Origin of the sequence: Klebsiella sp. A52 (assembly GCF_018388785.1) — a bacterium.
Taxonomy (GTDB): Bacteria; Pseudomonadota; Gammaproteobacteria; order Enterobacterales; family Enterobacteriaceae; genus Klebsiella; species Klebsiella aerogenes.
On sequence record NZ_CP074437.1, the window covers coordinates 2,393,702 to 2,416,577 of the forward strand.

The 22,876-nt window shown below is 55.3% G+C and carries 24 protein-coding genes and 3 pseudogenes; 18 read left to right on the forward strand and 9 right to left on the reverse strand.

The window, feature by feature from the left end; all coding sequences use genetic code 11:
- Nucleotides 1-17 precede the first annotated feature (17 nt).
- Nucleotides 18-752, forward strand: coding sequence for a phosphoadenosine phosphosulfate reductase (cysH, locus tag KGA69_RS11250; protein WP_015369976.1), 735 nt, complete (start codon nucleotides 18-20; stop codon nucleotides 750-752).
- A 73-nt stretch (nucleotides 753-825) separates the two neighbouring features.
- Here the strand turns inward: cysH and KGA69_RS11255 are convergent, their stop codons facing one another.
- Nucleotides 826-1,872, reverse strand: a complete 1,047-nt coding sequence (locus KGA69_RS11255) for an aminopeptidase (protein ID WP_049060795.1) — start codon at nucleotides 1,870-1,872, stop codon at nucleotides 826-828.
- Between the two features lie 246 nt (nucleotides 1,873-2,118).
- Here KGA69_RS11255 and cysG point away from each other — a divergent pair, with 246 nt between their 5' ends.
- The 13 genes from cysG to rpoS all read left to right on the forward strand — a co-directional run bounded on the left by cysG (nucleotide 2,119) and on the right by rpoS (nucleotide 13,346).
- Nucleotides 2,119-3,525, forward strand: a complete 1,407-nt coding sequence (cysG, locus tag KGA69_RS11260) for a siroheme synthase CysG (RefSeq protein ID WP_161801932.1) — start codon at nucleotides 2,119-2,121, stop codon at nucleotides 3,523-3,525.
- A gap of 9 nt (nucleotides 3,526-3,534) precedes the next feature.
- Entirely contained in the window at nucleotides 3,535-4,443 is a 909-nt protein-coding gene (gene cysD, locus KGA69_RS11265) for a sulfate adenylyltransferase subunit CysD (RefSeq protein WP_015369979.1), read from the forward strand.
- A 9-nt stretch (nucleotides 4,444-4,452) separates the two neighbouring features.
- A complete protein-coding gene (gene cysN / locus KGA69_RS11270) occupies nucleotides 4,453-5,880 on the forward strand; it encodes a sulfate adenylyltransferase subunit CysN (protein WP_047044277.1) in 1,428 nt (475 codons plus the stop codon).
- The gene (cysC, locus tag KGA69_RS11275; RefSeq protein ID WP_047044279.1) at nucleotides 5,880-6,485 is read left to right on the forward strand and encodes an adenylyl-sulfate kinase; all 606 of its coding nucleotides are present in this window, start codon (nucleotides 5,880-5,882) and stop codon (nucleotides 6,483-6,485) included. The genes cysN and cysC overlap by 1 nt, the downstream gene beginning before the upstream one ends.
- 50 nt (nucleotides 6,486-6,535) lie before the next feature.
- Nucleotides 6,536-6,862 (forward strand): DUF3561 family protein, encoded by a 327-nt coding sequence (locus KGA69_RS11280; protein ID WP_047044281.1) that lies wholly within the window; start codon nucleotides 6,536-6,538, stop codon nucleotides 6,860-6,862.
- A 138-nt stretch (nucleotides 6,863-7,000) separates the two neighbouring features.
- Complete coding sequence (gene ftsB / locus KGA69_RS11285) at nucleotides 7,001-7,312, forward strand: cell division protein FtsB (RefSeq protein ID WP_015369983.1); 312 nt, start codon at nucleotides 7,001-7,003, stop codon at nucleotides 7,310-7,312.
- Between the two features lie 19 nt (nucleotides 7,313-7,331).
- On the forward strand, nucleotides 7,332-8,042 hold the full coding sequence (gene ispD, locus KGA69_RS11290) for a 2-C-methyl-D-erythritol 4-phosphate cytidylyltransferase (RefSeq protein ID WP_063447536.1): 711 nt from the start codon (nucleotides 7,332-7,334) through the stop codon (nucleotides 8,040-8,042).
- A complete protein-coding gene (gene ispF / locus KGA69_RS11295; RefSeq protein WP_047044283.1) occupies nucleotides 8,042-8,521 on the forward strand; it encodes a 2-C-methyl-D-erythritol 2,4-cyclodiphosphate synthase in 480 nt (159 codons plus the stop codon). Before ispD ends, ispF begins: the two co-directional genes overlap by 1 nt.
- On the forward strand, nucleotides 8,518-9,567 hold the full coding sequence (gene truD, locus KGA69_RS11300) for a tRNA pseudouridine(13) synthase TruD (protein WP_047044285.1): 1,050 nt from the start codon (nucleotides 8,518-8,520) through the stop codon (nucleotides 9,565-9,567). The genes ispF and truD overlap by 4 nt, the downstream gene beginning before the upstream one ends.
- A complete protein-coding gene (gene surE, locus KGA69_RS11305) occupies nucleotides 9,548-10,309 on the forward strand; it encodes a 5'/3'-nucleotidase SurE (RefSeq protein WP_015369987.1) in 762 nt (253 codons plus the stop codon). The genes truD and surE overlap by 20 nt, the downstream gene beginning before the upstream one ends.
- The gene (locus tag KGA69_RS11310; protein ID WP_015369988.1) at nucleotides 10,303-10,929 is read left to right on the forward strand and encodes a protein-L-isoaspartate(D-aspartate) O-methyltransferase; all 627 of its coding nucleotides are present in this window, start codon (nucleotides 10,303-10,305) and stop codon (nucleotides 10,927-10,929) included. The genes surE and KGA69_RS11310 overlap by 7 nt, the downstream gene beginning before the upstream one ends.
- Nucleotides 10,930-11,053: 124 nt before the next feature.
- Complete coding sequence (gene nlpD / locus KGA69_RS11315; protein WP_047044288.1) at nucleotides 11,054-12,196, forward strand: murein hydrolase activator NlpD; 1,143 nt, start codon at nucleotides 11,054-11,056, stop codon at nucleotides 12,194-12,196.
- A gap of 157 nt (nucleotides 12,197-12,353) precedes the next feature.
- A complete protein-coding gene (gene rpoS, locus KGA69_RS11320; RefSeq protein WP_015369990.1) occupies nucleotides 12,354-13,346 on the forward strand; it encodes an RNA polymerase sigma factor RpoS in 993 nt (330 codons plus the stop codon).
- Between the two features lie 52 nt (nucleotides 13,347-13,398).
- Here the strand turns inward: rpoS and KGA69_RS11325 are convergent, their stop codons facing one another.
- The gene (locus tag KGA69_RS11325; protein ID WP_047044290.1) at nucleotides 13,399-13,776 is read right to left on the reverse strand and encodes a DUF4440 domain-containing protein; all 378 of its coding nucleotides are present in this window, start codon (nucleotides 13,774-13,776) and stop codon (nucleotides 13,399-13,401) included.
- 123 nt (nucleotides 13,777-13,899) lie between these two features.
- On the opposite strand from KGA69_RS11325, the gene KGA69_RS11330 reads away from it, so the two are divergent.
- Nucleotides 13,900-14,787 (forward strand): LysR family transcriptional regulator, encoded by an 888-nt coding sequence (locus KGA69_RS11330; protein ID WP_049059940.1) that lies wholly within the window; start codon nucleotides 13,900-13,902, stop codon nucleotides 14,785-14,787.
- On the opposite strand, the gene KGA69_RS11335 is transcribed toward KGA69_RS11330, so the two are convergent.
- Nucleotides 14,784-15,203, reverse strand: a complete 420-nt coding sequence (locus KGA69_RS11335) for a MarR family winged helix-turn-helix transcriptional regulator (RefSeq protein WP_047044293.1) — start codon at nucleotides 15,201-15,203, stop codon at nucleotides 14,784-14,786. The two genes, KGA69_RS11330 and KGA69_RS11335, sit on opposite strands and share 4 nt — an antisense overlap.
- A 173-nt stretch (nucleotides 15,204-15,376) precedes the next feature.
- On the opposite strand from KGA69_RS11335, the gene KGA69_RS11340 reads away from it, so the two are divergent.
- The 3 genes from KGA69_RS11340 to KGA69_RS11350 are packed head-to-tail and all read left to right on the forward strand — an operon-like array spanning nucleotide 15,377 to nucleotide 17,644.
- Nucleotides 15,377-15,967 carry a non-oxidative hydroxyarylic acid decarboxylases subunit B gene (locus tag KGA69_RS11340; RefSeq protein ID WP_049059941.1) on the forward strand — a complete coding sequence of 197 codons (591 nt, stop codon included), beginning with the start codon at nucleotides 15,377-15,379 and terminating at the stop codon, nucleotides 15,965-15,967.
- Between the two features lie 2 nt (nucleotides 15,968-15,969).
- A complete protein-coding gene (locus KGA69_RS11345) occupies nucleotides 15,970-17,397 on the forward strand; it encodes a non-oxidative hydroxyarylic acid decarboxylases subunit C (RefSeq protein ID WP_045361374.1) in 1,428 nt (475 codons plus the stop codon).
- A 10-nt stretch (nucleotides 17,398-17,407) separates the two neighbouring features.
- Nucleotides 17,408-17,644 carry a non-oxidative hydroxyarylic acid decarboxylases subunit D gene (locus KGA69_RS11350; protein ID WP_047039048.1) on the forward strand — a complete coding sequence of 79 codons (237 nt, stop codon included), beginning with the start codon at nucleotides 17,408-17,410 and terminating at the stop codon, nucleotides 17,642-17,644.
- Between the two features lie 80 nt (nucleotides 17,645-17,724).
- Here KGA69_RS11350 and mutS read toward each other — a convergent pair whose 3' ends face one another.
- The 6 genes and pseudogenes from mutS to KGA69_RS11375 form a co-directional block, all read right to left on the reverse strand.
- Nucleotides 17,725-20,286 (reverse strand): DNA mismatch repair protein MutS, encoded by a 2,562-nt coding sequence (mutS, locus tag KGA69_RS11355; RefSeq protein WP_042895300.1) that lies wholly within the window; start codon nucleotides 20,284-20,286, stop codon nucleotides 17,725-17,727.
- A gap of 180 nt (nucleotides 20,287-20,466) precedes the next feature.
- Nucleotides 20,467-20,579 (reverse strand): annotated as a pseudogene (gene hmuV / locus KGA69_RS24310) (hemin ABC transporter ATP-binding subunit); the annotation flags it as partial.
- Between the two features lie 185 nt (nucleotides 20,580-20,764).
- A complete protein-coding gene (locus KGA69_RS11360) occupies nucleotides 20,765-21,211 on the reverse strand; it encodes a DUF943 family protein (RefSeq protein WP_045395350.1) in 447 nt (148 codons plus the stop codon).
- Nucleotides 21,198-22,007 (reverse strand): annotated as a pseudogene (locus KGA69_RS11365) (DUF3289 family protein). The gene KGA69_RS11360 and the pseudogene KGA69_RS11365 overlap by 14 nt, the downstream one beginning before the upstream one ends.
- 59 nt (nucleotides 22,008-22,066) lie before the next feature.
- Nucleotides 22,067-22,198: pseudogene (locus KGA69_RS11370) on the reverse strand (IS630 family transposase); the annotation flags it as partial.
- 276 nt (nucleotides 22,199-22,474) lie between these two features.
- Nucleotides 22,475-22,867 carry a hypothetical protein gene (locus KGA69_RS11375; RefSeq protein ID WP_045395352.1) on the reverse strand — a complete coding sequence of 131 codons (393 nt, stop codon included), beginning with the start codon at nucleotides 22,865-22,867 and terminating at the stop codon, nucleotides 22,475-22,477.
- Nucleotides 22,868-22,876 lie beyond the last annotated feature (9 nt).

Genomic DNA, 22,876 nt, shown 5'->3' on the forward strand with positions numbered 1-22,876 from the left:
CACACAGTGAGGAATCTATGTCCAAACTCGATCTAAACGCGCTGAACGATCTGCCTAAAGTAGAACGCGTAATGGCGCTGGCGGAAGTTAACACTCAGCTGGAAAAACTCAGTGCCGAAGAACGCGTGGCATGGGCGCTGGAAAACCTGCCCGGCGACTATGCGCTCTCTTCAAGCTTTGGTATTCAGGCAGCGGTCAGCCTGCATCTGGTGAATCAGCTGCGCCCGGACATTCCGGTGATCCTGACCGATACCGGCTATCTGTTCCCGGAAACCTATCAGTTCATTGATGAATTAACCGAGAAGCTCAACCTGAACCTTAAAGTCTACCGGGCGACGGAAAGCGCCGCCTGGCAGGAAGCGCGTTATGGCAAACTGTGGGAGCAGGGCGTTGAAGGCATTGAGAAGTACAATGAAATCAACAAAGTTGAACCGATGAACCGAGCGCTGAAGGAGCTTAATACCCGCACCTGGTTCGCTGGCCTGCGCCGCGAGCAGTCCGGCAGCCGGGCGCATTTGCCGGTGCTGGCTATCCAGCGCGGCGTCTTTAAGCTGCTGCCGATTATCGACTGGGATAACCGGACGGTTTATCAGTATCTGCAAAAGCACGGCCTGAAATACCACCCGCTATGGGAGCAGGGGTATTTGTCCGTCGGCGACACTCACACCACCCGTAAATGGGAACCCGGTATGGCGGAAGAAGAGACCCGCTTCTTTGGCCTCAAGCGCGAGTGCGGATTGCACGAAGGCTAAGCGATGCGCTATGCCGGAGAGTGTTATTCCAAAGCGGACACGCGGGCTATACCGCGGGTTCGCTTTGCGCAAATCAGTTTTTCTTCTCAACTTTCGCCAGCTCTTTCACCAGCGGCAGCATCACTTTGACTACATCGCGCCCGCGATGCTCGATCCTTCCCGGCAGCGCTTTGTCGATATACTGTTGGTTATCCAGTTGCACGTCATGCCAGCTGGTACCCTGCGGGAAGCTGCGGGTTTTACTGCGCTGCTGATATCCATCCTTTTTACCCAATGACCAGTTAGTCGCTTCCACGGAGAGTACCGGGATCCCGGCGCTGTCAAAAACGCTGGCGTCGTTACAGCAGCCAGTACCTTTCGGGAACTCCGGATTCAGCCCTGGATTGATGAACGCGGCAATGCCGTGGCTCCGGGCAATAGCCAACGCGCGATCGCGGGTCAGCTTACGTACCGATGCCGGCGTGCTGCGCCCGCTGTTGAAATAGAGCTTATCGCCGACCACCAGGTTATCGAGATTAATCACCAGCAGCGTGTTTTTCTTTTCCGCCTCGCTCATGCGTTTCAGCAAATTTTGCGCGCCCAGGCGGCCTTCTTCCTCGCCGCTGGTGGCGATAAAGCGAATGCCGTAACGGGTGGGGACGTTCTTTAAATGTTCCGCCAGCTCCAGTAATACGCCGAGCCCCATCGCATTGTCGTCGATCCCCTGCAGGGTCAGGCCGCCGAGGTTGTTCTCTACGTCTTTATCGCTCTGCGGGGCATAGGTATCGAGGTGCGCCATAATGATGATTTGCTGGCGAGACTGGCCCTCATGCGCGGCGATTACCGTACTGCCGGTGGCGTTGTGCCAGTTCTTACGTTGGTTGCTGTCGGTATAGATGTAGCGGGTATTGAAACTGCGCACGTCGCTCTGATAACCCATCTGGGCAAATTGTTGACGAAGATAATCGGCTGACAGCATCTCGGCCGGCGTACCGGTCATTCTTCCAGGGAAGACGGTAGCAATATGGCGGGCCTGCGTATTTGCGGTGTCGCCCAGGGCGCTGAATGCCGGAGCGGCGGAGAAGACAAAACCTGTGCCAAGCGCCAGCGGAAGCAGACGGCGGCACATCGCGGAAAACATAGTGGGTCCTTACACGAGCAAAACATTTCGACGGCGTTAGTATGAAACTGTGACGCCGCTTAAACAATTTCATTTGCTCTTAAATAGCGGAAAATGCGCGCGTTAAGCACTTTTTGATATTTAGATTTCCAGCTCGTTATTCTTTTGCGTCACAACTCATTCCATTTCGTAATTTCATTTGCTCAAAGCAGCCCCCTATAGTCCCTCTATTGCTGAATGTAAGAGAGTTGTTGCGCCGTGGATTACTTGCCCCTGTTTGCCGAGTTGAAAGAGAGACCCGTGCTGGTTATCGGCGGCGGTGAAATTGCCGTCCGCAAGATTAAATTCTTGCTGCGGGCGCAGGCGAAGGTACAGGTGGTCGCCGCCGTTCTGTCGCCGGAGCTCGCTGAACAGGTGGAACGTCAGCAAATTAGCTGGCGGGCGACCGCCTTTGATGAACAACAAGTGGACGATGTATTTCTGGTGATTGCCGCAACCGACGATCGTGAACTCAACCAGCGGGTGTTTGCCGCGGCTAACGCCCGCTACCGCCTGGTGAACGTGGTGGATGACCAGCCGCTGTGCTCATTCGTCTTTCCTTCTATTGTCGACAGGTCGCCATTGCTGGTGGCGATCTCCTCCAGCGGCAAGGCGCCGGTGCTGTCGCGCATTCTGCGAGAAAAAATCGAAGCGCTACTGCCCACCAATCTGGGGCGGCTGGCCGAAACGGCGAGCTACTGGCGCCATCATCTCAAAACCCGTCTGACCACCACCGAAGCGCGGCGTCGCTTCTGGGAGCGCGTTTTCACCGGGCGTTTTGCCAGCCTGATGGTGGCCGGTAACCACGCGGCGGCGGAGCGGGCGCTGCAGGATGAACTCGACAGACCGGAACGCAGCGTGGGCGAAATTATTCTGGTTGGCGCTGGGCCGGGAGATGCCGGGCTGCTGACGCTACGCGGACTGCAGGCGATTCAACAGGCGGACGTGGTGTTTTATGACCACCTGGTGACCGAGAGCGTGCGCGAGCTGGTGCGCCGTGATGCCGAAATGATCTGCGTTGGTAAGCGCGCGGGCGAGCACTCCGTACCGCAGCACGAAACGAATCAAATGCTGGTGGATGCCGCCAAAGCCGGGAAAACGGTGGTGCGCCTGAAGGGCGGCGACCCGTTTATTTTCGGGCGCGGCGCGGAAGAGCTGCAGGCGGCGGCCGCCGCCGGGATCCCCTTCCAGGTGGTGCCAGGCGTTACCGCCGCGGCGGGCGCGACGGCCTATGCCGGCATCCCGCTGACCCATCGCGATTATGCGCAAAGCGCAGTTTTCGTCACCGGTCACTATAAATCTGACAGCGCGCCGTTTGACTGGGCGCTGCTGGCGAAGAGCCAACAAACGCTGGCGATTTACATGGGCACCATGAAAGCGGCGGACATCAGCGCTCAGCTGATCGCCCATGGCCGCGACGCGAATACCCCGGTGGCGGTGATTTCCCGCGGCACCCGCGAGGATCAGCAGACGCTGACCGGCACGTTACAACAGCTCGAACATCTGGCGAAAGATGCCCCAATGCCCGCGCTACTGGTGGTGGGCGAAGTGGTACAGCTGCATCAGCAGCTCGCCTGGTTTCAACACACAACATCTAGCGAGGGGTTTAACTCTTCGGTGGTAAATCTGGCTTAAGGAACGGTTATGGACCAAAAACGACTCACTCACCTGCGGCAACTGGAGGCGGAAAGCATCCATATCATTCGTGAGGTGGCCGCCGAATTCTCTAACCCGGTGATGATGTACTCCATCGGTAAAGATTCCAGCGTAATGCTGCATCTGGCGCGCAAAGCGTTTTATCCGGGAACCCTGCCGTTCCCGCTGCTGCACGTCGATACCGGCTGGAAATTCCGTGAGATGTACGAGTTCCGTGACCGTACCGCCAAAGCCTACGGCTGTGAACTGCTCGTGCATAAAAACCCGGAAGGGGTGGCGATGGGCATCAACCCGTTCGTTCACGGCAGCGCCAAGCACACCGATATCATGAAAACCGAAGGCCTGAAGCAGGCGCTGAACAAATATGGCTTTGATGCCGCATTCGGCGGCGCGCGTCGCGATGAAGAGAAATCCCGCGCTAAAGAGCGAATTTACTCCTTCCGCGATCGTTTCCACCGCTGGGACCCGAAAAATCAGCGTCCGGAGCTGTGGCACAACTACAACGGTCAGATTAACAAAGGCGAAAGCATTCGCGTCTTCCCGCTCTCTAACTGGACCGAGCTGGATATCTGGCAGTACATCTACCTGGAAAATATTGAAATCGTCCCGCTGTACCTGGCGGCAGAACGCCCGGTACTGGAGCGCGACGGCATGCTGATGATGATCGATGACGACCGTATCGATCTGCAGCCGGGCGAGATGATCAAAAAGCAGATGGTACGCTTCCGTACCCTCGGCTGCTGGCCGCTGACCGGCGCGGTAGAGTCCAACGCGCAAACGCTGCCGGAAATTATTGAAGAGATGCTGGTATCCACCACCAGCGAACGTCAGGGGCGCGTCATTGACCGCGACCAGGCAGGCTCCATGGAGCTGAAAAAACGTCAGGGTTATTTCTAAGGAGCCGCCATGAACACTACGATTGCACAACAAATTGCTAATGAAGGCGGCGTAGAAGCTTACCTGCACGCGCAACAGCACAAAAGCCTGCTGCGTTTTCTGACCTGCGGCAGCGTCGATGACGGCAAAAGCACCTTGATTGGCCGTCTGCTGCACGATACGCGCCAGATTTATGAAGATCAGCTCTCTTCCTTGCACAATGACAGCAAGCGCCACGGTACTCAGGGCGAGAAACTGGATCTGGCGCTGCTGGTTGATGGCCTGCAGGCCGAGCGCGAGCAGGGCATCACCATTGATGTCGCCTATCGCTACTTCTCGACCGAAAAACGCAAATTTATCATTGCCGACACCCCGGGCCACGAGCAGTACACCCGTAATATGGCGACCGGCGCGTCCACCTGCGATCTGGCGATCCTGCTGATTGACGCCCGCAAAGGCGTGCTCGACCAGACTCGCCGCCACAGCTTTATCTCCACGTTATTAGGGATTAAGCACCTGGTGGTCGCGGTGAACAAAATGGATCTCGTCGAGTTCAGCGAAGCGCGCTTCAATGAAATTCGTGAAGATTATCTGACCTTCGCCGAACAACTGCCGGGCAAGCTTGATATCCGTTTCGTGCCGCTGTCGGCGCTGGAAGGAGATAACGTCGCCACACAGAGCGACAAAATGCCGTGGTACAGCGGCCCGACGCTGCTGGAAGTGCTGGAAACCGTTGACATCCAGCGCGATGTCGAAAGCCAGCCGCTGCGCTTCCCGGTGCAGTATGTGAACCGTCCGAACCTGGATTTCCGCGGCTTCTCCGGCACTGTCGCTTCCGGTACGGTCACCGTTGGCCAGCGTCTGAAGGTGCTGCCGTCGGGCGTGGAGTCGAACGTGGCGCGTATTGTCACCTTTGACGGCGACCTGCCGCAGGCCGGGGCGGGGGAAGCGATCACTATCGTCCTGAAAGATGAAATCGACATCAGCCGCGGCGATTTGCTGGTTGACGCCGAAGCCTCGCTGCCTGCGGTACAAAGCGCCAGCATCGACGTCGTGTGGATGGCGGAACAGGCGCTGTCGCCGGGTCAGAGCTATGACATTAAAGTGGCTGGCAAGAAAACCCGCGCCCGCGTTGACGCTATCCGCTATCAGGTCGACATCAATAATCTGACCCAGCGTGAAGTCGAAGCGCTGCCGCTGAACGGCATCGGGCTGGTGGAGCTGACCTTTGACGAGCCGCTGGTGCTCGATCCGTATCAGGACAACCCGGTGACCGGCGGGCTTATCTTTATCGATCGCCTGAGCAATGTGACGGTTGGCGCGGGAATGGTCAACGAACCGCACCTGCAGGCGCAGGCTCCGACGTCGCAGTACAGCGCGTTTGAGCTGGAGCTGAATCAGCTGATTCGTAAACACTTCCCGCACTGGGACGCACGCGATCTGCTGGGAGGCAAGTAATGGCCCGGCATGACGAAAACGTCGTCTGGCATGCGCATCCGGTGACCCGCGAGCAGCGCGAGCAGCATCACGGCCATCGCGGCGTGGTGCTGTGGTTTACCGGCCTCTCGGGGTCGGGTAAATCCACCGTCGCCGGGGCGTTGGAGGAGGCGCTGCACGAGCTTGGCGTTAGCACCTACTTGCTTGACGGCGATAATGTGCGTCACGGGCTGTGTAGCGATCTGGGATTCAGTGACGACGATCGCAAAGAGAACATTCGCCGCGTTGGTGAAGTAGCTAAGCTGATGGTCGATGCCGGGCTGGTTGTATTGACCGCGTTTATATCTCCGCATCGTGCGGAACGGCAGATGGTGCGCGAGCGTTTGGGGGAAGGACGCTTTATCGAAGTGTTTGTCGATACCCCTCTGGCCACTTGTGAGACGCGGGATCCGAAAGGATTGTACAAGAAGGCGCGGGCAGGGGAGTTGCGTAATTTTACCGGTATCGATTCGGTCTATGAATCCCCGGAGAATGCTGAAATTCATCTGGATGGTGAACAATTGGTAACAAATTTGGTGCACCAACTATTAGACCTGCTTCGACAGAGCGATATTATCAGATCCTGAAAAGGCAACGGCATCGAGGGGTGCCGGTCGCCCGGTCAACAGGATTCAATATGCGCAATACCCAGAACCTCAGTATTATTCGTTCAGAACCGCCTCCGGCGGCCGGCGACGAGACCACCTGGTCTTTGTCAGGCGCCGCCGTGGGCTTTATTTCATGGCTGCTGGCGCTGGGTATTCCCTTCCTCATGTATGGCGGTAATACGCTCTTTTTCTTCCTCTATACCTGGCCTTTCTTCCTTGCCATTATGCCGGTCGCCGTGGTGGTCGGTATTGCGCTACATTCATTACTGGACGGCAAACTGATCTACAGCGTTTGCGCGACGATTTTAACTGTCGGGCTAATGTTTGGTCTGCTGTTCCTCTGGCTGTTGGGATAGCCTTTTTGGGATGAATCAAGCCTGGGTATCCATCGCAAAAATGTGGTACAGTCCCCGCGTTACGCGGCATCGTCCGCGCGCCAGGGTAGAGTACTCCGGCGAGTTATGGGATGATGATGCCGTTTTTCAGGGGGCAGGATGGGTAAATTAACGCTGCTATTATTAGCTTTGCTGGTCTGGCTACAGTACTCGCTGTGGTTTGGCAAAAATGGTTTGCACGACTATAGCCGGGTTAATGACGATGTCTCCGCTCAGCAGGCCACTAACGCCAAATTAAAAGCGCGCAACGATCAGCTTTTCGCCGAAATTGACGATCTCAACGGCGGTCAGGAAGCGATCGAAGAACGCGCGCGCAATGAACTCAGCATGACCCGCCCGGGCGAAACGTTCTATCGTCTGGTGCCGGATGCCTCAAAACGCAATCAGGGTTCTGCGCAGAATAATCGATAAACAAGCCCAGGATGACAATATGGCAGCCACTTTTCCGGGCGTTTGCGCCGTGGTGCCGGCAGCCGGTTTTGGCCGCCGTATGCAAACGGAGTGCCCGAAACAATATCTCTCAATCGGTAACAAAACGATTCTCGAACATTCGGTCGCCGCGCTGCTGGCGAACGAACGCGTTCAGCGGGTGGTGATCGCCGTCAGCCCTGGCGACATCCGCTTTAGTCAACTTCCCTTAGCCCTCCATCCGCAGGTCACCGTCGTTGACGGCGGCGCTGAGCGCGCCGATTCGGTTCTGGCGGGGCTGAAAGCCTTAGCGGATGCGCAATGGGTGCTGGTTCATGATGCCGCGCGTCCGTGCTTGCATCAGGATGATCTCTCGCGGCTGCTGGCGCTAAGCGCGACCAGCCGCGTCGGCGGCATACTGGCGGCGCCGGTGCGCGATACCATGAAGCGTGCCGAACCGGGCAAAACCGCGATCGCCCATACCGTCGAACGCAATGATTTATGGCATGCGCTGACGCCGCAATTTTTCCCTCGAGAACTGCTATTTGACTGCCTGACGCGCGCGCTGGATGAAGGCGCGACCATCACCGATGAAGCGTCGGCGCTGGAGTACTGTGGCTTCCATCCCGAATTGGTCGCCGGACGAGCTGATAATATTAAAGTAACGCGCCCGGAAGATCTGGCGCTGGCCGAATTTTACCTTACCCGTTCCCGACACCAGGAGAAGGCTTAATGCGAATTGGACACGGTTTTGACGTACACGCTTTTGGCGGTGAAGGGCCAATTATTATTGGCGGGGTACGTATTCCTTATGAGAAAGGGCTGCTCGCCCATTCCGATGGCGACGTCGCGCTGCATGCGCTGACCGACGCGCTGCTGGGCGCCGCGGCGCTGGGCGATATCGGCAAACTGTTCCCGGATACCGATCCGGCCTTTAAAGGCGCGGATAGCCGCGAGCTGCTGCGTGAAGCGTGGCGGCGGATTCAGGCGAAGGGATATACCCTTGGCAACGTTGACGTCACCATCATTGCCCAGGCGCCAAAAATGCTGCCGCATATCCCGCAGATGCGCGTATTTATCGCCGAAGATCTCGGTTGCCATATGGACGACGTCAATGTGAAAGCGACCACCACCGAGAAGCTTGGCTTCACCGGCCGTGGCGAAGGCATCGCCTGTGAAGCGGTGGCGCTGCTGCGTAAGGTTACGCAATGATCGCCTTTGATGACTTAACATACCTGCACGGCAAGCCGCTCAGCCAGGGGCGGCTGAAGGCCAATCCGGAAGACTTTCTGGTGGTCGAAGACCTCGGTTTCGCCCCCGATGGCGAAGGCGAACATGTGCTGGTGCGGATTCTGAAAAATGGCTGCAACACCCGTTTCGTTGCCGACGCGCTGGCGAAATTCCTTAAAATCCATGCGCGCGAAGTGAGCTTTGCCGGGCAAAAGGATAAGCACGCGGTCACCGAACAGTGGCTGTGCGCCCGCGTGCCGGGCAAAGAGATGCCGGATCTGAGCAAATTTCAGCTCGAAGGCTGCCAGGTGCTGGAGTATGCCCGCCATAAGCGTAAGCTGCGTTTAGGCGCGCTGAAGGGCAACCAGTTCACGCTGATCCTGCGGGAAATCAGCGATCGCGACGATGTCGAAAAGCGTTTGCAGGCGATTGCCGCCGGCGGCGTGCCGAACTACTTCGGCGCGCAGCGCTTTGGTATCGGCGGTAGCAACCTGCAGGGCGCATTGCGCTGGGCCGAGAGCGGCGAGCCGGTGCGCGATCGCAATAAACGCAGTTTTTGGTTGTCGGCGGCACGCAGCGCGTTGTTTAATCAGCAAGTTGCAATTAGATTAAAAAAAACGGAATTTAATCAGGTTGTTGATGGCGATGCGCTACAATTAGCGGGGCGCGGAAGCTGGTTTGTGGCAACCACCGAAGAGTTGGCGGAATTACAGGCGCGGGTCGATAACCGCGAGCTGATGATTACCGCTGCGCTGCCGGGCAGCGGCGACTGGGGCAGCCAACGCGACGCGCTGGCCGCCGAGCAAGCCGCGATAGCCGAAGAAACGTCGCTACAGGCGCTGCTGGCGCGCGAAAAAGTTGAAGCCGCGCGCCGGGCGATGCTGCTGTATCCGCAGCAATTGTGCTGGAACTGGTGGGATGATGTCACTGTTGAACTGCGCTTCTGGCTGCCAGCGGGAAGTTTTGCCACCAGCGTGGTAAGGGAACTTATCAATACAACGGGTGACTATGCGAATATTGCTGAGTAACGATGACGGTATCCACGCGCCGGGGATCCAAACCCTGGCGAAGGCCTTACGCGAATTTGCCGAGGTCCAGGTTGTTGCACCCGATCGTAATCGCAGCGGCGCCTCAAACTCGCTCACGCTGGAATCTTCGCTACGCACGTTCACCTTTGAAAATGGCGATATCGCCGTCCAGATGGGCACGCCGACCGACTGCGTGTATCTCGGCGTTAACGCGCTGATGCGTCCGCGTCCGGATATCGTGGTCTCAGGAATCAACGCGGGCCCCAATCTTGGCGATGATGTCATTTATTCCGGCACCGTCGCGGCGGCGATGGAAGGCCGCCATCTTGGTTTTCCCGCCCTTGCCGTTTCGCTGAACGGCTATCAACATTACGACACCGCGGCGGCAGTGACGTGCACCATTCTGCGCGCGTTAAGCCGCGAGCCGCTGCGTACCGGGCGGATCCTCAACATCAACGTGCCGGATCTTCCCCTCGAGCAAATCAAAGGTATTCGCGTTACCCGCTGCGGCAACCGCCATCCGGCCGACCAGGTCATTCCGCAAAAAGATCCGCGCGGTAATACGCTGTACTGGATCGGCCCGCCGGGTGATAAGCGCGATGCCGGGCCGGGGACCGATTTTGCGGCGGTGGATGAAGGCTATGTTTCCGTAACGCCATTGCATGTCGATTTAACCGCTCATCAGGCACATGAGGTGGTGACCGATTGGTTAGAACGCGTCGGGGTTGATACGCAATGGTAAGTAAACGTGTTGAAAGTTTGTTGAATCAGCTACGCACTCAGGGCATCGTCGATGAGCGAGTCCTCGAGGCAATCGCGCAGGTTCCGCGCGAAAAATTCGTTGATGAAGCCTTTGAACATAAGGCGTGGGAAAACACCGCGCTGCCGATTGGCCAGGGGCAAACTATCTCGCAGCCCTATATGGTGGCGCGGATGACGGAGCTTCTGGAATTGACGCCGGACTCAAGGGTGCTGGAAATCGGCACCGGCTCCGGCTATCAGACGGCGATCCTGGCGCACCTCGTGCACCACGTCTGCTCGGTCGAGCGGATTAAGAGCCTGCAGTGGCAGGCGCGTCGGCGTCTTAAACAACTTGATTTACATAATGTTTCAACCCGTCATGGCGATGGATGGCAGGGTTGGCAGGCTCGCGCGCCTTTTGACGCGATTATCGTCACCGCCGCGCCGCCGGAAATTCCGGCCGCGCTGATGGCGCAGCTTGATGAAGGCGGCGTGCTGGTTTTGCCGGTCGGTGAAGAACATCAGTATCTGAAGCGGATCCGTCGCCGCGGCGGCGAGTTTTTCATCGATACCGTCGAAGCCGTTCGCTTTGTTCCGCTCGTCAGAGGGGAGCTGGCCTGAACCCGGATTATTCCAGGTTTTTTTTGCCTAAGTTTAGGCGTAGGGTGGACACATTTTTCAGTGTCCTGGCCGGGCGCTGCCCGGTAAGCAAGATATTGGCAGTTAACATATTCCTGGGGGATAAATGAGCGCGGGAAGCCCAAAATTTACCGTAAGCCGTATTGCGGCGTTGTCACTGGTTTCACTCTGGCTGGCCGGGTGTACAAATACCAATAATCCGCCTGCGCCGGTGAATTCGGCAAGCGGCGCTGCGTCCTCCAGCACCAATTCCGGGATGCTGATTACACCGCCATCTTCCGGCGGGCAGCAAGTTCCTCCGGCTCAGCCGATTCAACCGATGCAGACCCAGCCAATTCAGACTCAGCCGACCCAGGTTCAGCCGATGGCACAGCAGCCGGTGCAGACGGTGAACGGTAAGATTGTTTACAACCGTAAATATGGCGATATTCCGAAAGGTAGCTATACCGGCGGCAGTACCTATACCGTTAAGCGCGGCGATACCCTGTTCTATATCGCGTGGGTCACCGGCAACGATTTCCGCGACCTTGCGGAACGCAACAACGTCCCGGCGCCGTACGCGCTGAACGTGGGTCAGGTGCTGCAGGTCGGCAACTCCGCAGGCCAGCCGATCACCGGCGAAAATCCGGTATCTCAGGCTAGCGCGCAGGCAAGCGGCGGTGCGACGGCCACCACAACTTCTGCACAAAAATCCACCGCAGTGGTTGCGTCACAACCGACTATTACGTATTCTGAATCTTCAGGTGAACAGAGTGCTACTAAGATGTTGCCGAATAATAAACCAGCAACGACCACGACGACGGTCGCTCCGGTTACGGCGCCATCAACCGTTAGCACAACCCAACCGACTGCAAGCAGTACGTCTACCAGTTCGCCGATCTCATCATGGCGCTGGCCGACTGATGGCAAGGTTATCGAGAACTTTAGCGGCGCGGAAGGCGGCAATAAAGGTATCGACATTGCAGGCAGTAAAGGACAGGCTATTGTCGCGACCGCCGATGGGCGCGTCGTCTATGCCGGTAACGCACTGCGCGGTTACGGTAATCTTATTATCATCAAACACAACGATGATTACCTGAGTGCCTACGCTCATAACGATACCATGCTGGTTCGGGAGCAACAGGAAGTCAAAGCGGGGCAGAAAATCGCTACCATGGGTAGCACCGGAACCAGCTCAACAAGATTACATTTTGAAATTCGTTACAAGGGGAAATCCGTCAACCCGCTGCAGTACTTACCGCAGCGATAATTTGGCAAAGTACGGATAAGCGTAACACCATGAAAGGCGCCAGGGCGGTCGCGATATGCCTCCTTCAGTGGAGGCATAAAGAGGATAACTCCGGCGTCGTTTAGTGATGGGTCGCGGAAGGTGCTTTGCTCAGGGATCACGGGTAGGAGCCACCTTTATGAGTCAGAATACGCTGAAAGTTCATGATTTAAATGAAGACGCGGAATTTGATGAGAACGGAATGGAGGTTTTCGACGAGAAAGCCTTAGTAGAAGAGGAACCCAGTGATAGCGATCTGGCTGAGGAAGAGCTGCTGTCGCAAGGCGCCACCCAGCGCGTTCTCGATGCGACACAGCTGTATCTTGGTGAGATTGGTTATTCCCCGCTGCTGACGGCCGAAGAAGAAGTCTATTTCGCCCGTCGCGCACTACGTGGAGATGTTGCTTCACGCCGTCGCATGATTGAAAGTAACCTGCGTCTGGTGGTGAAGATCGCTCGTCGTTACAGCAATCGTGGTCTGGCGCTGCTGGATCTGATTGAAGAAGGTAACCTCGGCCTGATCCGCGCAGTTGAGAAGTTTGACCCGGAACGTGGGTTCCGTTTTTCAACCTACGCTACCTGGTGGATCCGTCAAACGATTGAACGGGCGATTATGAACCAAACCCGTACCATTCGTTTGCCTATCCATATTGTGAAAGAGCTGAACGTTTATCTGCGTACCGCGCGCGAGTTGTCGCATAAGCTGGACCACGAGCCAAGCGCTGAAGAGATAGCCGAACAGCTGGATAAACCGGTTGATGACGTTAGTCGTATGCTGCGTCTGAACGAGCGCATTACCTCAGTGGATACCCCGCTGGGCGGTGATTCAGAAAAAGCGCTGCTGGATATTCTGGCCGATGAAAAAGACAACGGCCCGGAAGACACCACGCAGGACGATGATATGAAACAAAGCATCGTCAAATGGTTGTTCGAACTGAACGCCAAACAGCGCGAAGTACTGGCTCGTCGTTTTGGGCTGCTGGGTTATGAATCCGCAACGCTTGAAGATGTGGGTCGTGAAATCGGCCTGACCCGCGAACGCGTGCGTCAGATTCAGGTTGAAGGCCTGCGCCGCCTGCGGGAGATCCTGCAGGGACAGGGGCTAAACATCGAAGCGCTATTCCGCGAATAAATCGTTTTCTCTCAAAAAGGCCCAATCCTGCGATTGGGCCTTTTCCTTTGTATTAACCGATGCGGGTTTCCTGCAGGTGACGCCAGAAGATTTTCCCCTCAATGCGCTGAAATATCGCCGTGGACCAGCGCACGATCTCGCCTTGTTCCGGCAGGGTCTGGCTTTCGCGGTACAGCACCGCGCCGCCGTCTTGCCATTCGCTTAATACCTGCGCATTATCAACCACGATGCTTAATCCCGGGCGGCTGCCGCCCGCGCTATGGAAAAAACCGCTTACCGTCGGGTAATCCATCTTAGCGCCGCTGATAGGAACCATTGTAAATTCTTGCGCAAAGCGGCTCATCAGCGCTTGCGCGCTACCTTCTTTCCGGCCCAGCCATTGTTCAATGATTACGTGGGCGTCGATAACTTCTTGGATCCATGGGTTCATGTTTTCTCCGGGTTAAGCAGCAGGCGATTGCAGATGAGTACTGTAAACCGCGCGTCAGGGGCGGATAAATGCGCTTTTCAGGGATATACTGTCTAAAATTTTTTGACAATAAGCGTCATTCAAATGCTAAACCTGCAGCGCGTTACCATGTTTGTCGCCGTTGTTGATGCCGGGAGCTTTACCGCGGCGGCGGCGGCGCTTGGGCAAACCAAAGCGGTGGTCAGTTTTAACGTTCGTCAGCTAGAGAGTGAACTGGGAGTGACGTTGCTTCTGCGTTCGACGCGCCGGTTAACGCTCACCGAAGCCGGGGCGGTGTTTTACCAGCGCGGCGTCGGACTGCTGAAAGCCGCGGAGAATTTACAGGACGAGGTGCGCGCCAGCCATGCTGGGTTAAGCGGCGAACTGCGGATCACCACCACCCCGGAATATGGCGCGCAGGTGATCATCCCGGCGCTGGCGGAATTCGCTCGTCGACATCCGGCGCTGCGGGTGCGCCACGTCTCATCGTCGTATCATGCGGATTTGATCTCGGAACGGTTTGATGTCGCGATACGTCTCGGCACCCTGGCCGATTCGCGCTATCACGCGGCTCGTATTTCGCGTTTCGCCATCGTGTCCGTGGCCTCACCGGGATGGCTGGATAAACATCCGCTGCGCACGCTTGCCGACCTGGCGCAGGCGGCGTGGATTGTTAACGAGCGCCTGGCGACGCCGCTACGCTGGCAGCTCCTGACCGCCGAAGGGCAATCGATCGCTTTTGAAATTACGCAACCGCCGCGGATCTCAGCCGATAGCGCACAAGCGTTAATGGGCTTTGCGCTGGCGGGAAGCGGGGTGGCGCTACTCCCGGAGTGGCTGGTGGCCGAAGCCATCGCGCGGCAGGAGCTGGTGCGGGTATTGCCGGAGTATATTTTTCCCTCCCAGGGGGTATACGCCGTCTACCCGGACGCGCAGCATGTGCCAACCAAGGTCCGGGCATTTATCGATTTTCTGCGTGAACGAACCGCTTAATCCGCGTTTTTATTTTCCATCATTTTCAGGACCAGCCTGGAAAACTGCGCGCGCTCCTCTTCGTTAAGGCGGCTCAAAAACTCTTCATCGACACGGTTGCCCTGCGGCATGGAATTTGCGAGCAGCGCCTGCCCTTCATCCGTCAGATAGACAAAACGGCGACGTTTATCGGTCGGATCGTGTTCGCGGCGCACCAGCCCGCGTTTTTCCATCCGGCTTAGCATCTCCGCCAGCGTCGCTTTCGTGCTGACGGCCGCTTCGATAAGCGTCACCTGCTCGATTCCAGGATGTTCGGCTACCGAGCGCATCACTGCATATTGCGGCTTGGTCAGTTCCGGTAATTCATGTTGCCAGCGCGCGGTATGCTGTTGAAAAAGCTGGCGCAGAAGGTGGAACGCTTCGTTACGTAACTCCATGAACACTCCGTCACAAAAATATCACCTTTATGATAGCCGCATTTACGGCTTCTTTTCACATCTCATTTTTTTGATTATTGATGCGGATCGTATGCGAACGATATTGAGATCCCGTAAAAATGAGCGTAGTTTTAATACAAAGGTTCGTATACGAACAATGTGTGAGGTAGTGAATGAAACTGATTATTGGGATGACCGGGGCGACCGGCGCGCCGTTGGGCGTCGCGCTGTTGCAAGCGCTGAACGAAATGCCGGATGTGGAAACGCACCTGGTGATGTCGAAATGGGCAAAAACCACCATTGAGCTGGAAACGCCCTATAGCGCTCGTGAAGTCGCCGGGCTGGCGGATTTCTGCCATAGCCCGGCGGATCAGGCCGCGACCATCTCATCAGGATCGTTTCGTACCGATGGCATGATTGTTATCCCCTGCAGCATGAAAACGCTGGCGGGTATCCGCGCTGGCTATGCGGAAGGGTTAGTCGGCCGCGCGGCGGACGTCGTGCTGAAAGAGGGGCGCAAGCTGGTTCTGGTGCCGCGAGAAATGCCGCTGAGCACCATTCATCTGGAGAACATGCTGGCGCTGTCGCGCATGGGCGTGGCGATGGTGCCGCCGATGCCTGCCTACTACAACCATCCGGAAACGGTCGAGGATATCACCAACCATATCGTGACCCGGGTGCTGGATCAGTTTGGTCTCGAATATCACAAAGCGCGCCGCTGGAACGGCCTGCGCGCGGTCGAGAATTTATCACAGGAGAATTAATCATGGCTTTTGATGATTTACGCAGCTTTTTGCAGGCGCTTGATGAGCAGGGGCAACTGCTAAAAATTAGCGAAGAGGTGAATGCCGAGCCGGATCTCGCCGCTGCCGCTAACGCCACAGGGCGCATCGGTGACGGCGCGCCAGCGCTATGGTTCGATAACATTCGCGGCTTTACCGATGCCCGTGTCGCCATGAACACCATCGGTTCCTGGCAAAACCACGCGATTTCGCTGGGGCTGCCGCCAAACACGCCGGTGAAAAAACAGATTGATGAATTTATTCGCCGCTGGGATAAATTCCCGGTAACGCCGGAGCGTCGCGCTAATCCAGCGTGGGCGGAAAACACCGTTGATGGCGACGATATCAACCTGTTCGATATTCTGCCGCTGTTCCGCCTGAACGATGGCGACGGTGGTTTCTATCTCGACAAAGCCTGTGTGGTTTCTCGCGATCCGCTTGACCCGGACAACTTCGGTAAACAGAACGTCGGTATTTACCGGATGGAAGTGAAAGGCAAGCGCAAGCTGGGCCTGCAGCCGGTACCGATGCACGATATTGCGCTGCATCTGCATAAAGCGGAAGAGCGCGGTGAGGATCTGCCTATTGCCATCACCCTGGGTAACGACCCGATTATCACCCTGATGGGCGCGACGCCGCTGAAGTATGACCAGTCAGAATATGAGATGGCGGGCGCGCTGCGCGAAAGCCCGTATCCGATCGCCACTGCGCCGTTGACCGGCTTTGACGTACCGTGGGGCTCGGAAGTGATCCTTGAAGGGGTGATTGAAGGGCGCAAGCGTGAAATCGAAGGGCCGTTCGGCGAGTTCACCGGCCACTACTCAGGCGGCCGCAATATGACGGTGGTGCGTATCGATAAAGTCTCTTATCGCACAAAACCGATTTTTGAATCGTTGTATCTCGGTATGCCGTGGACTGAAATCGACTATCTGATGGGCCCGGCGACCTGCGTGCCGCTGTACCAGCAGCTGAAAGCCGAGTTCCCGGAGGTGCAGGCGGTCAACGCCATGTACACCCATGGCCTGCTGGCGATTATCTCCACCAAAAAACGCTACGGTGGTTTTGCCCGCGCGGTGGGATTACGGGCGATGACTACCCCGCACGGACTCGGCTACGTGAAAATGGTCATTATGGTTGATGAAGATGTCGATCCGTTCAACCTGCCGCAGGTGATGTGGGCGCTCTCCTCGAAGGTCAACCCGGCGGGCGACCTGGTGCAGTTGCCGAACATGTCGGTACTGGAGCTCGATCCTGGTTCAAGCCCGGCGGGGATCACCGACAAATTGATTATCGACGCCACCACTCCGGTTGCGCCGGACCTTCGCGGTCACTACAGCCAGCCGGTGCAGGATTTACCGGAAACCAAAGCCTGGGCTGAAAAACTGACCGCCATGTTGGCCAACCGTAAATAAGGAGTAAAAGATGATTTGTCCACGTTGCGCTGATGAACAGATTGAAGTGATGGCGACGTCGCCGGTAAAAGGGGTATGGATTGTTTATCAGTGCCAGCACTGCCTCTATACCTGGCGTAATACCGAACCGCTGCGTCGTACCAGCCGCGAACATTATCCGGAAGCGTTCCGCATGACGCAGAAAGATATTGATGAGGCGCCGCAGGTACCGCACGTACCGCCGCTATTACCGGAAGATAAGCGTTAATAAAACGGGCCCGCTAAAACGGGCCTTTTTTTATTTAGCACAATTATGGAAGCTTAAATCAAGAATTCACATTAATGGAGCTACACCAGGCTTTTCAGGCGGTAAATCCACTCCAGCGCCTGACGCGGGCTCAGTGAATCCGGGTCAAGATTCTCCAGCGCTTCCAGCGCCGGTGAGGTCTCTTCCGGCGCGGAGAGCAGCGACATCTGCGTACCATCAACCTGCGTGGCGGCGGCATTTGGCGAAATGCTCTCCAGCTCGCGCAGTTTCTGCCGCGCGCGCTTGATCACCTCTTTCGGCACTCCCGCCAGCGCGGCGACCGCCAGGCCATAGCTCTTGCTGGCCGCGCCGTCCTGCACGCTGTGCATAAAGGCGATGGTATCGCCGTGCTCCAGGGCATCGAGGTGCACGTTAGCCACGCCTTCCATTTTCTCCGGCAACTGGGTGAGCTCGAAGTAGTGGGTGGCGAACAGGGTCAACGCTTTGATCTTATTCGCCAGATTCTCCGCGCAGGCCCACGCCAGCGACAGACCATCGTAGGTGGACGTGCCGCGACCAATCTCGTCCATCAGCACCAGGCTGTGTTCGGTGGCGTTGTGCAGAATATTGGCGGTTTCGGTCATCTCCACCATGAAGGTGGAACGGCCGCTCGCCAGGTCATCCGCCGCGCCGACGCGGGTAAAGATGCGGTCGATAGGGCCAATTTCTACCTTCTGCGCCGGCACGTAGCTGCCGATATAGGCCAGCAGCGCAATCAGCGCGGTCTGGCGCATATAGGTACTTTTACCGCCCATGTTGGGCCCGGTGATGATCAGCATGCGGCGCTGCGGCGCCAGCTGCAGCGGGTTGGCGATAAATGGCTCTTTCAGTACCTGCTCCACCACCGGGTGACGGCCTTCGGTAATGCGAATACCAGGTTTATCGATAAAGGTCGGGCAGCAGTAGTTCAGGGTTTCCGCGCGTTCCGCGAGGTTCACCAGTACGTCCAGCTCGGCCAGCGCGCTGGCGCTGGTTTGTAAGTCGGCCAGATGCGGCAGCAGTTTTTCGAACAGGTCGTCATAGAGCTGTTTTTCCAGCGCCAGCGCCTTGCCTTTAGACGTCAGTACCTTATCTTCGTATTCCTTGAGTTCCGGAATAATGTAGCGCTCGGCGTTTTTCAGCGTCTGGCGGCGCACGTAGTGGATCGGCGCATGCTGGCTCTGGCCGCGGCTGATCTGGATGTAGTAACCGTGAACGGCATTGTAGCCGACCTTCAGGGTATCAAGGCCCAGCCGCTCGCGTTCGCGGATTTCCAGTTTGTCGAGATAATCGGTCGCGCCATCGGCCAGCGCCCGCCACTCATCCAGCTCTTCATTATAACCCGGAGCGATAACGCCGCCGTCACGCACCAGCACCGGCGGCGCATCGATGATCGCGCGTTCCAGCAATTCGCGTAGCTCGGCGAACTCGCCCATTTTCTCGCGCAGCTGTTGCACTGGCTGACAGTCAACGTCGGCCAGCAGCTCGCGCAGCAGCGGCAGCTGCTGGAAGGCATGGCGCATACGGGCTAAATCGCGCGGGCGGGCGGTACGCAGCGCCAGACGCGCCAGAATACGCTCAAGGTCGCCGACCTGACGCAGCACCGGCTGCAGCTCGGTATAGCGTTCCTGTAAGGCGCCGATGGTTTGTTGGCGTTCAACCAGCACCGCGGTATCGCGTACCGGCATATGCAGCCAGCGTTTGAGCATGCGGCTGCCCATCGGCGTGACCGTGCAGTCGAGCACCGAAGCAAGGGTATTATCAACGCCGCCGGCGAGATTCTGGGTGATCTCCAGATTGCGACGGGTGGCGGCATCCATAATGATGCTGTCCTGCTGGCGTTCCATGGTGATGGAACGAATGTGCGGCAGCGAGGTGCGCTGGGTATCTTTGACGTACTGTAACAGGCAGCCGGCTGCGCACAGCCCGCGCGGGGCGTTTTCAACGCCGAAGCCCACCAGATCGCGGGTGCCGAACTGCAGGTTGAGCTGCTGGCGCGCGGTGTCGATTTCGAACTCCCATAGCGGGCGACGGCGCAGGCCGCGGCGGCCTTCAATCAGGGAAGATTCGGCAAAATCTTCCGCATACAGCAGTTCCGCCGGATTGGTACGTTGTAATTCCGCCGCCATGGTCTCGCGGTCGGCCGGTTCGCTCAGGCGAAAGCGACCGGAGCTGATATCCAGCGTCGCGTAGCCGAAGCCTTTGCTGTCCTGCCAGATGGCGGCCAGCAGGTTATCCTGGCGCTCCTGCAGCAGCGCTTCATCGCTGATGGTACCCGGCGTAACGATGCGGACCACTTTGCGTTCTACCGGCCCTTTGGTGGTGGCCGGATCGCCAATCTGTTCGCAAATCGCAACCGACTCGCCCTGATTCACCAGTTTAGCCAGATAGTTTTCCACCGCGTGATGGGGGATGCCGGCCATGGGAATCGGTTCGCCCGCGGAAGCGCCGCGTTTGGTCAGCGAGATATCGAGCAGCTGCGAGGCGCGTTTGGCGTCATCATAAAACAGCTCGTAAAAGTCGCCCATCCGGTAAAACAGCAGGATCTCCGGATGCTGAGCCTTCAGCTTCAGATACTGCTGCATCATGGGGGTATGGGCGTCTAAATTGTCGATTGTGCTCATAGGGTGTTATCCAGGTCCCTGATTTTTAATGGAGAGCGATTTTATTATTGTCGTCGTTATCGCATGAGGAAGACATGATAACGGAGATAGGCATTTGAGGGAAAGTGACGAAGTGGACGCAGCGATCCTGATTCCACTTCTCGAACGCGCGGCCATCGCTAAGCTGGCCGCGCGTGACGTTCAGGGCGCCAGATAAACCTGCGGAATCGCTTTTTCCGGGTGCTGGCCGAGGCGCACATCCGCGCCGTACCGCGGCTAATGATTTCTCGCTGGATAACCTGACGCAGCGTGCCCTGCGACCTTCGTATCAGTGCCTAATTAATCTTTTATGAGTATATAGATTGTTTTTTTCAATTTATATACTTAAACACAACCGCTCCACAATGCACGATTAAACAATTTTTGGGCGATGCTTCGAAATACAGTAGACTCTCATTGTTTCATTTTAATATATATGGTTAGGTGTGGAAAGCAATATTCATTGTAATTCAATTTTCCCATCATCTTTCTGGATATATGTTTTACCGTCAATGTTTATGAACTGTTTTCCTTTAAGTTGACCTCTGACAATTATAGCTATATTGTTATAAACACATTTTTCATGCTTTCCATTAGTATCATCAAAGCAGGTATAATCATCGATAGAACCGTCCATTGTTCCTTTAGGTAATTCGTCATAACCATCAAAGCTCATGATGGTAACCGTGAAGTTATACGGTTTATTAATGATGTGATATTTTTCCTGCAATAGCTCTTTGTTTTTCAACCACCATTTTAGTTTTCCTTCTGTTGTCATTGGTAAGTGTTCTACAAAAACAGCACTATTATCGACTCTGACAATTTTTGTTGGTCTGACAGCCAGCCATATGCAATATGCAACGATTAAAACAATTACAGTCGTTACGGTTTTTTTATATTTGAACATTGGTTTCTCCTGTCAGTGTTATTGTGGCTTCAAAATTAGTGAAGAATGGTTTTTGAGCCAAATGCTTTGCACGCTGCAGAACAAACCATATCCTAAAAAAGGCAATCGAATTGAATTTAGCTTTCATTATATCTTCTCTGTCTAATCCAAAATGATCCTGTGCCCTGTATTTAACAACCGCAGTGTATTTTTTTCCTTCGAGAGTGAGGCTCTCAATGGAAATCTCTGTACTGTTTACATCATGAACGGTAATACCCATTCCATTAACCCAGTCTTTCCATCTTGTGTATTTGGGTAAATGACTTTTATATAGATCATTGGTGAAATTTTCTTTGGTCAGTTTCTATTTGCTAAAATCAAACTGTTCGATGCCTCTTTTTATTATGGCTCTGGCGCTGTTCGGGAAGTTATCAGCCAGGATTAAATTTCTGTACGCAGTATTCATTGCTGGATTTTGATAATCTCTTCCATTATTTCGTTGCATATGATTGAAAAGATCTTTGATTAAACCCTGGTATGGTCCCTGAAAAGAAAATACATACGACTGCGATCTTAACTCATCATATAGCATTGCAATGGCTTTTTCTCTGCTTACGGGCTGTATTGAATTCAGATAGGGGTGTTTATAGGAAGGACCAAAAGTTGTCCAGTCGATGAAATTTGATACTTGCCCAAGATGATAATGCTTTTTTAGTGTGTCAACATCAATATCGCCGCTTTGCATATCATCGGCATTTCTGTCATTGAATTTTTTTTGGGTTGAGAAGATTATCAGTCTACTGTCGATTACGTTCATTTGAAATAAATCCCTTACAGTCAAATGCGCAACCACTATACAACTATACTCAATAAACCTCAAGGCGCAGATTTAAGCACCTGAAAGTGATCGTTAATTCGATATGTAAGAGATCCTGCTATATCCGGTAGCATCTGTTTGAAGAATACCGATATCGCATCTCTGAACTCCCGTGAATTATTGAAATAACGGTATAGCAAAAGCGCTCCCGGTAATCCTCCCAACAAACGTCCGCCTGCAGATGCTGATGTTTCTATTTGAATACAATGGGATCTTGATGCTGGGCCAACATTAATTCACCAGATAGGGTATGGATAGAACTCTTGTTTCATAAAAGCTGGTTAAAAGTGGAGTACTATTTCACACAGCTATTTAGCCAGAACTCTAGTCTGTTTTCTCTTGTGTTCAATACCAGCCCCCTCTACCCATTTTGGAAGATTGGTTCGTTTGCCGGGATACTTACAATATTAGCGGCTGCCATCGAAGCGTGCAGGTGCAGGGTGAGCGCAGATTTTAATATAATGTTTTAACATCAGAGGACGTGAAACGCCGCGCGGGTCGCCGGTGAATGGGAGCTGAATGAAGGGCCTTGAGGGTATTTCAACCCGCCATGTCGTATCGCCAATAAAGCTGAACTCGACTGAATTTGAATGTATTTTCAGGTCAGTGAACGAATCTGTCAGGTACGCGCCACCCAGCGTCAATATTTCTTTCACGCCATCATTTACATCGAGTAGTACGATTTTGAGTGCTTCTTCATAGGGAACGTCATCAGTAAGAAATAAAAGCATAACTTCCAGCGAGTAACTTAACAATATTGTTAATATCAGTTGGTTAATCAAATGCAAACGCGCGGCCATCAGCTAAGC

Coding starts and splice junctions, on each gene's coding strand:
- cysH (WP_015369976.1), top strand. CDS start 18: ATGTCCAAACTCGATCTAAACGCGCTGAACGATCTGCCTAAAGTAGAA.
- KGA69_RS11255 (WP_049060795.1), bottom strand. CDS start 1,872: ATGTTTTCCGCGATGTGCCGCCGTCTGCTTCCGCTGGCGCTTGGCACA.
- cysD (WP_015369979.1), top strand. CDS start 3,535: ATGGACCAAAAACGACTCACTCACCTGCGGCAACTGGAGGCGGAAAGC.
- cysN (WP_047044277.1), top strand. CDS start 4,453: ATGAACACTACGATTGCACAACAAATTGCTAATGAAGGCGGCGTAGAA.
- cysC (WP_047044279.1), top strand. CDS start 5,880: ATGGCCCGGCATGACGAAAACGTCGTCTGGCATGCGCATCCGGTGACC.
- KGA69_RS11280 (WP_047044281.1), top strand. CDS start 6,536: ATGCGCAATACCCAGAACCTCAGTATTATTCGTTCAGAACCGCCTCCG.
- ftsB (WP_015369983.1), top strand. CDS start 7,001: ATGGGTAAATTAACGCTGCTATTATTAGCTTTGCTGGTCTGGCTACAG.
- ispD (WP_063447536.1), top strand. CDS start 7,332: ATGGCAGCCACTTTTCCGGGCGTTTGCGCCGTGGTGCCGGCAGCCGGT.
- ispF (WP_047044283.1), top strand. CDS start 8,042: ATGCGAATTGGACACGGTTTTGACGTACACGCTTTTGGCGGTGAAGGG.
- truD (WP_047044285.1), top strand. CDS start 8,518: ATGATCGCCTTTGATGACTTAACATACCTGCACGGCAAGCCGCTCAGC.
- surE (WP_015369987.1), top strand. CDS start 9,548: ATGCGAATATTGCTGAGTAACGATGACGGTATCCACGCGCCGGGGATC.
- KGA69_RS11310 (WP_015369988.1), top strand. CDS start 10,303: ATGGTAAGTAAACGTGTTGAAAGTTTGTTGAATCAGCTACGCACTCAG.
- nlpD (WP_047044288.1), top strand. CDS start 11,054: ATGAGCGCGGGAAGCCCAAAATTTACCGTAAGCCGTATTGCGGCGTTG.
- rpoS (WP_015369990.1), top strand. CDS start 12,354: ATGAGTCAGAATACGCTGAAAGTTCATGATTTAAATGAAGACGCGGAA.
- KGA69_RS11325 (WP_047044290.1), bottom strand. CDS start 13,776: ATGAACCCATGGATCCAAGAAGTTATCGACGCCCACGTAATCATTGAA.
- KGA69_RS11330 (WP_049059940.1), top strand. CDS start 13,900: ATGCTAAACCTGCAGCGCGTTACCATGTTTGTCGCCGTTGTTGATGCC.
- KGA69_RS11335 (WP_047044293.1), bottom strand. CDS start 15,203: ATGGAGTTACGTAACGAAGCGTTCCACCTTCTGCGCCAGCTTTTTCAA.
- KGA69_RS11340 (WP_049059941.1), top strand. CDS start 15,377: ATGAAACTGATTATTGGGATGACCGGGGCGACCGGCGCGCCGTTGGGC.
- KGA69_RS11345 (WP_045361374.1), top strand. CDS start 15,970: ATGGCTTTTGATGATTTACGCAGCTTTTTGCAGGCGCTTGATGAGCAG.
- KGA69_RS11350 (WP_047039048.1), top strand. CDS start 17,408: ATGATTTGTCCACGTTGCGCTGATGAACAGATTGAAGTGATGGCGACG.
- mutS (WP_042895300.1), bottom strand. CDS start 20,286: ATGAGCACAATCGACAATTTAGACGCCCATACCCCCATGATGCAGCAG.
- KGA69_RS11360 (WP_045395350.1), bottom strand. CDS start 21,211: ATGTTCAAATATAAAAAAACCGTAACGACTGTAATTGTTTTAATCGTT.
- KGA69_RS11375 (WP_045395352.1), bottom strand. CDS start 22,867: ATGGCCGCGCGTTTGCATTTGATTAACCAACTGATATTAACAATATTG.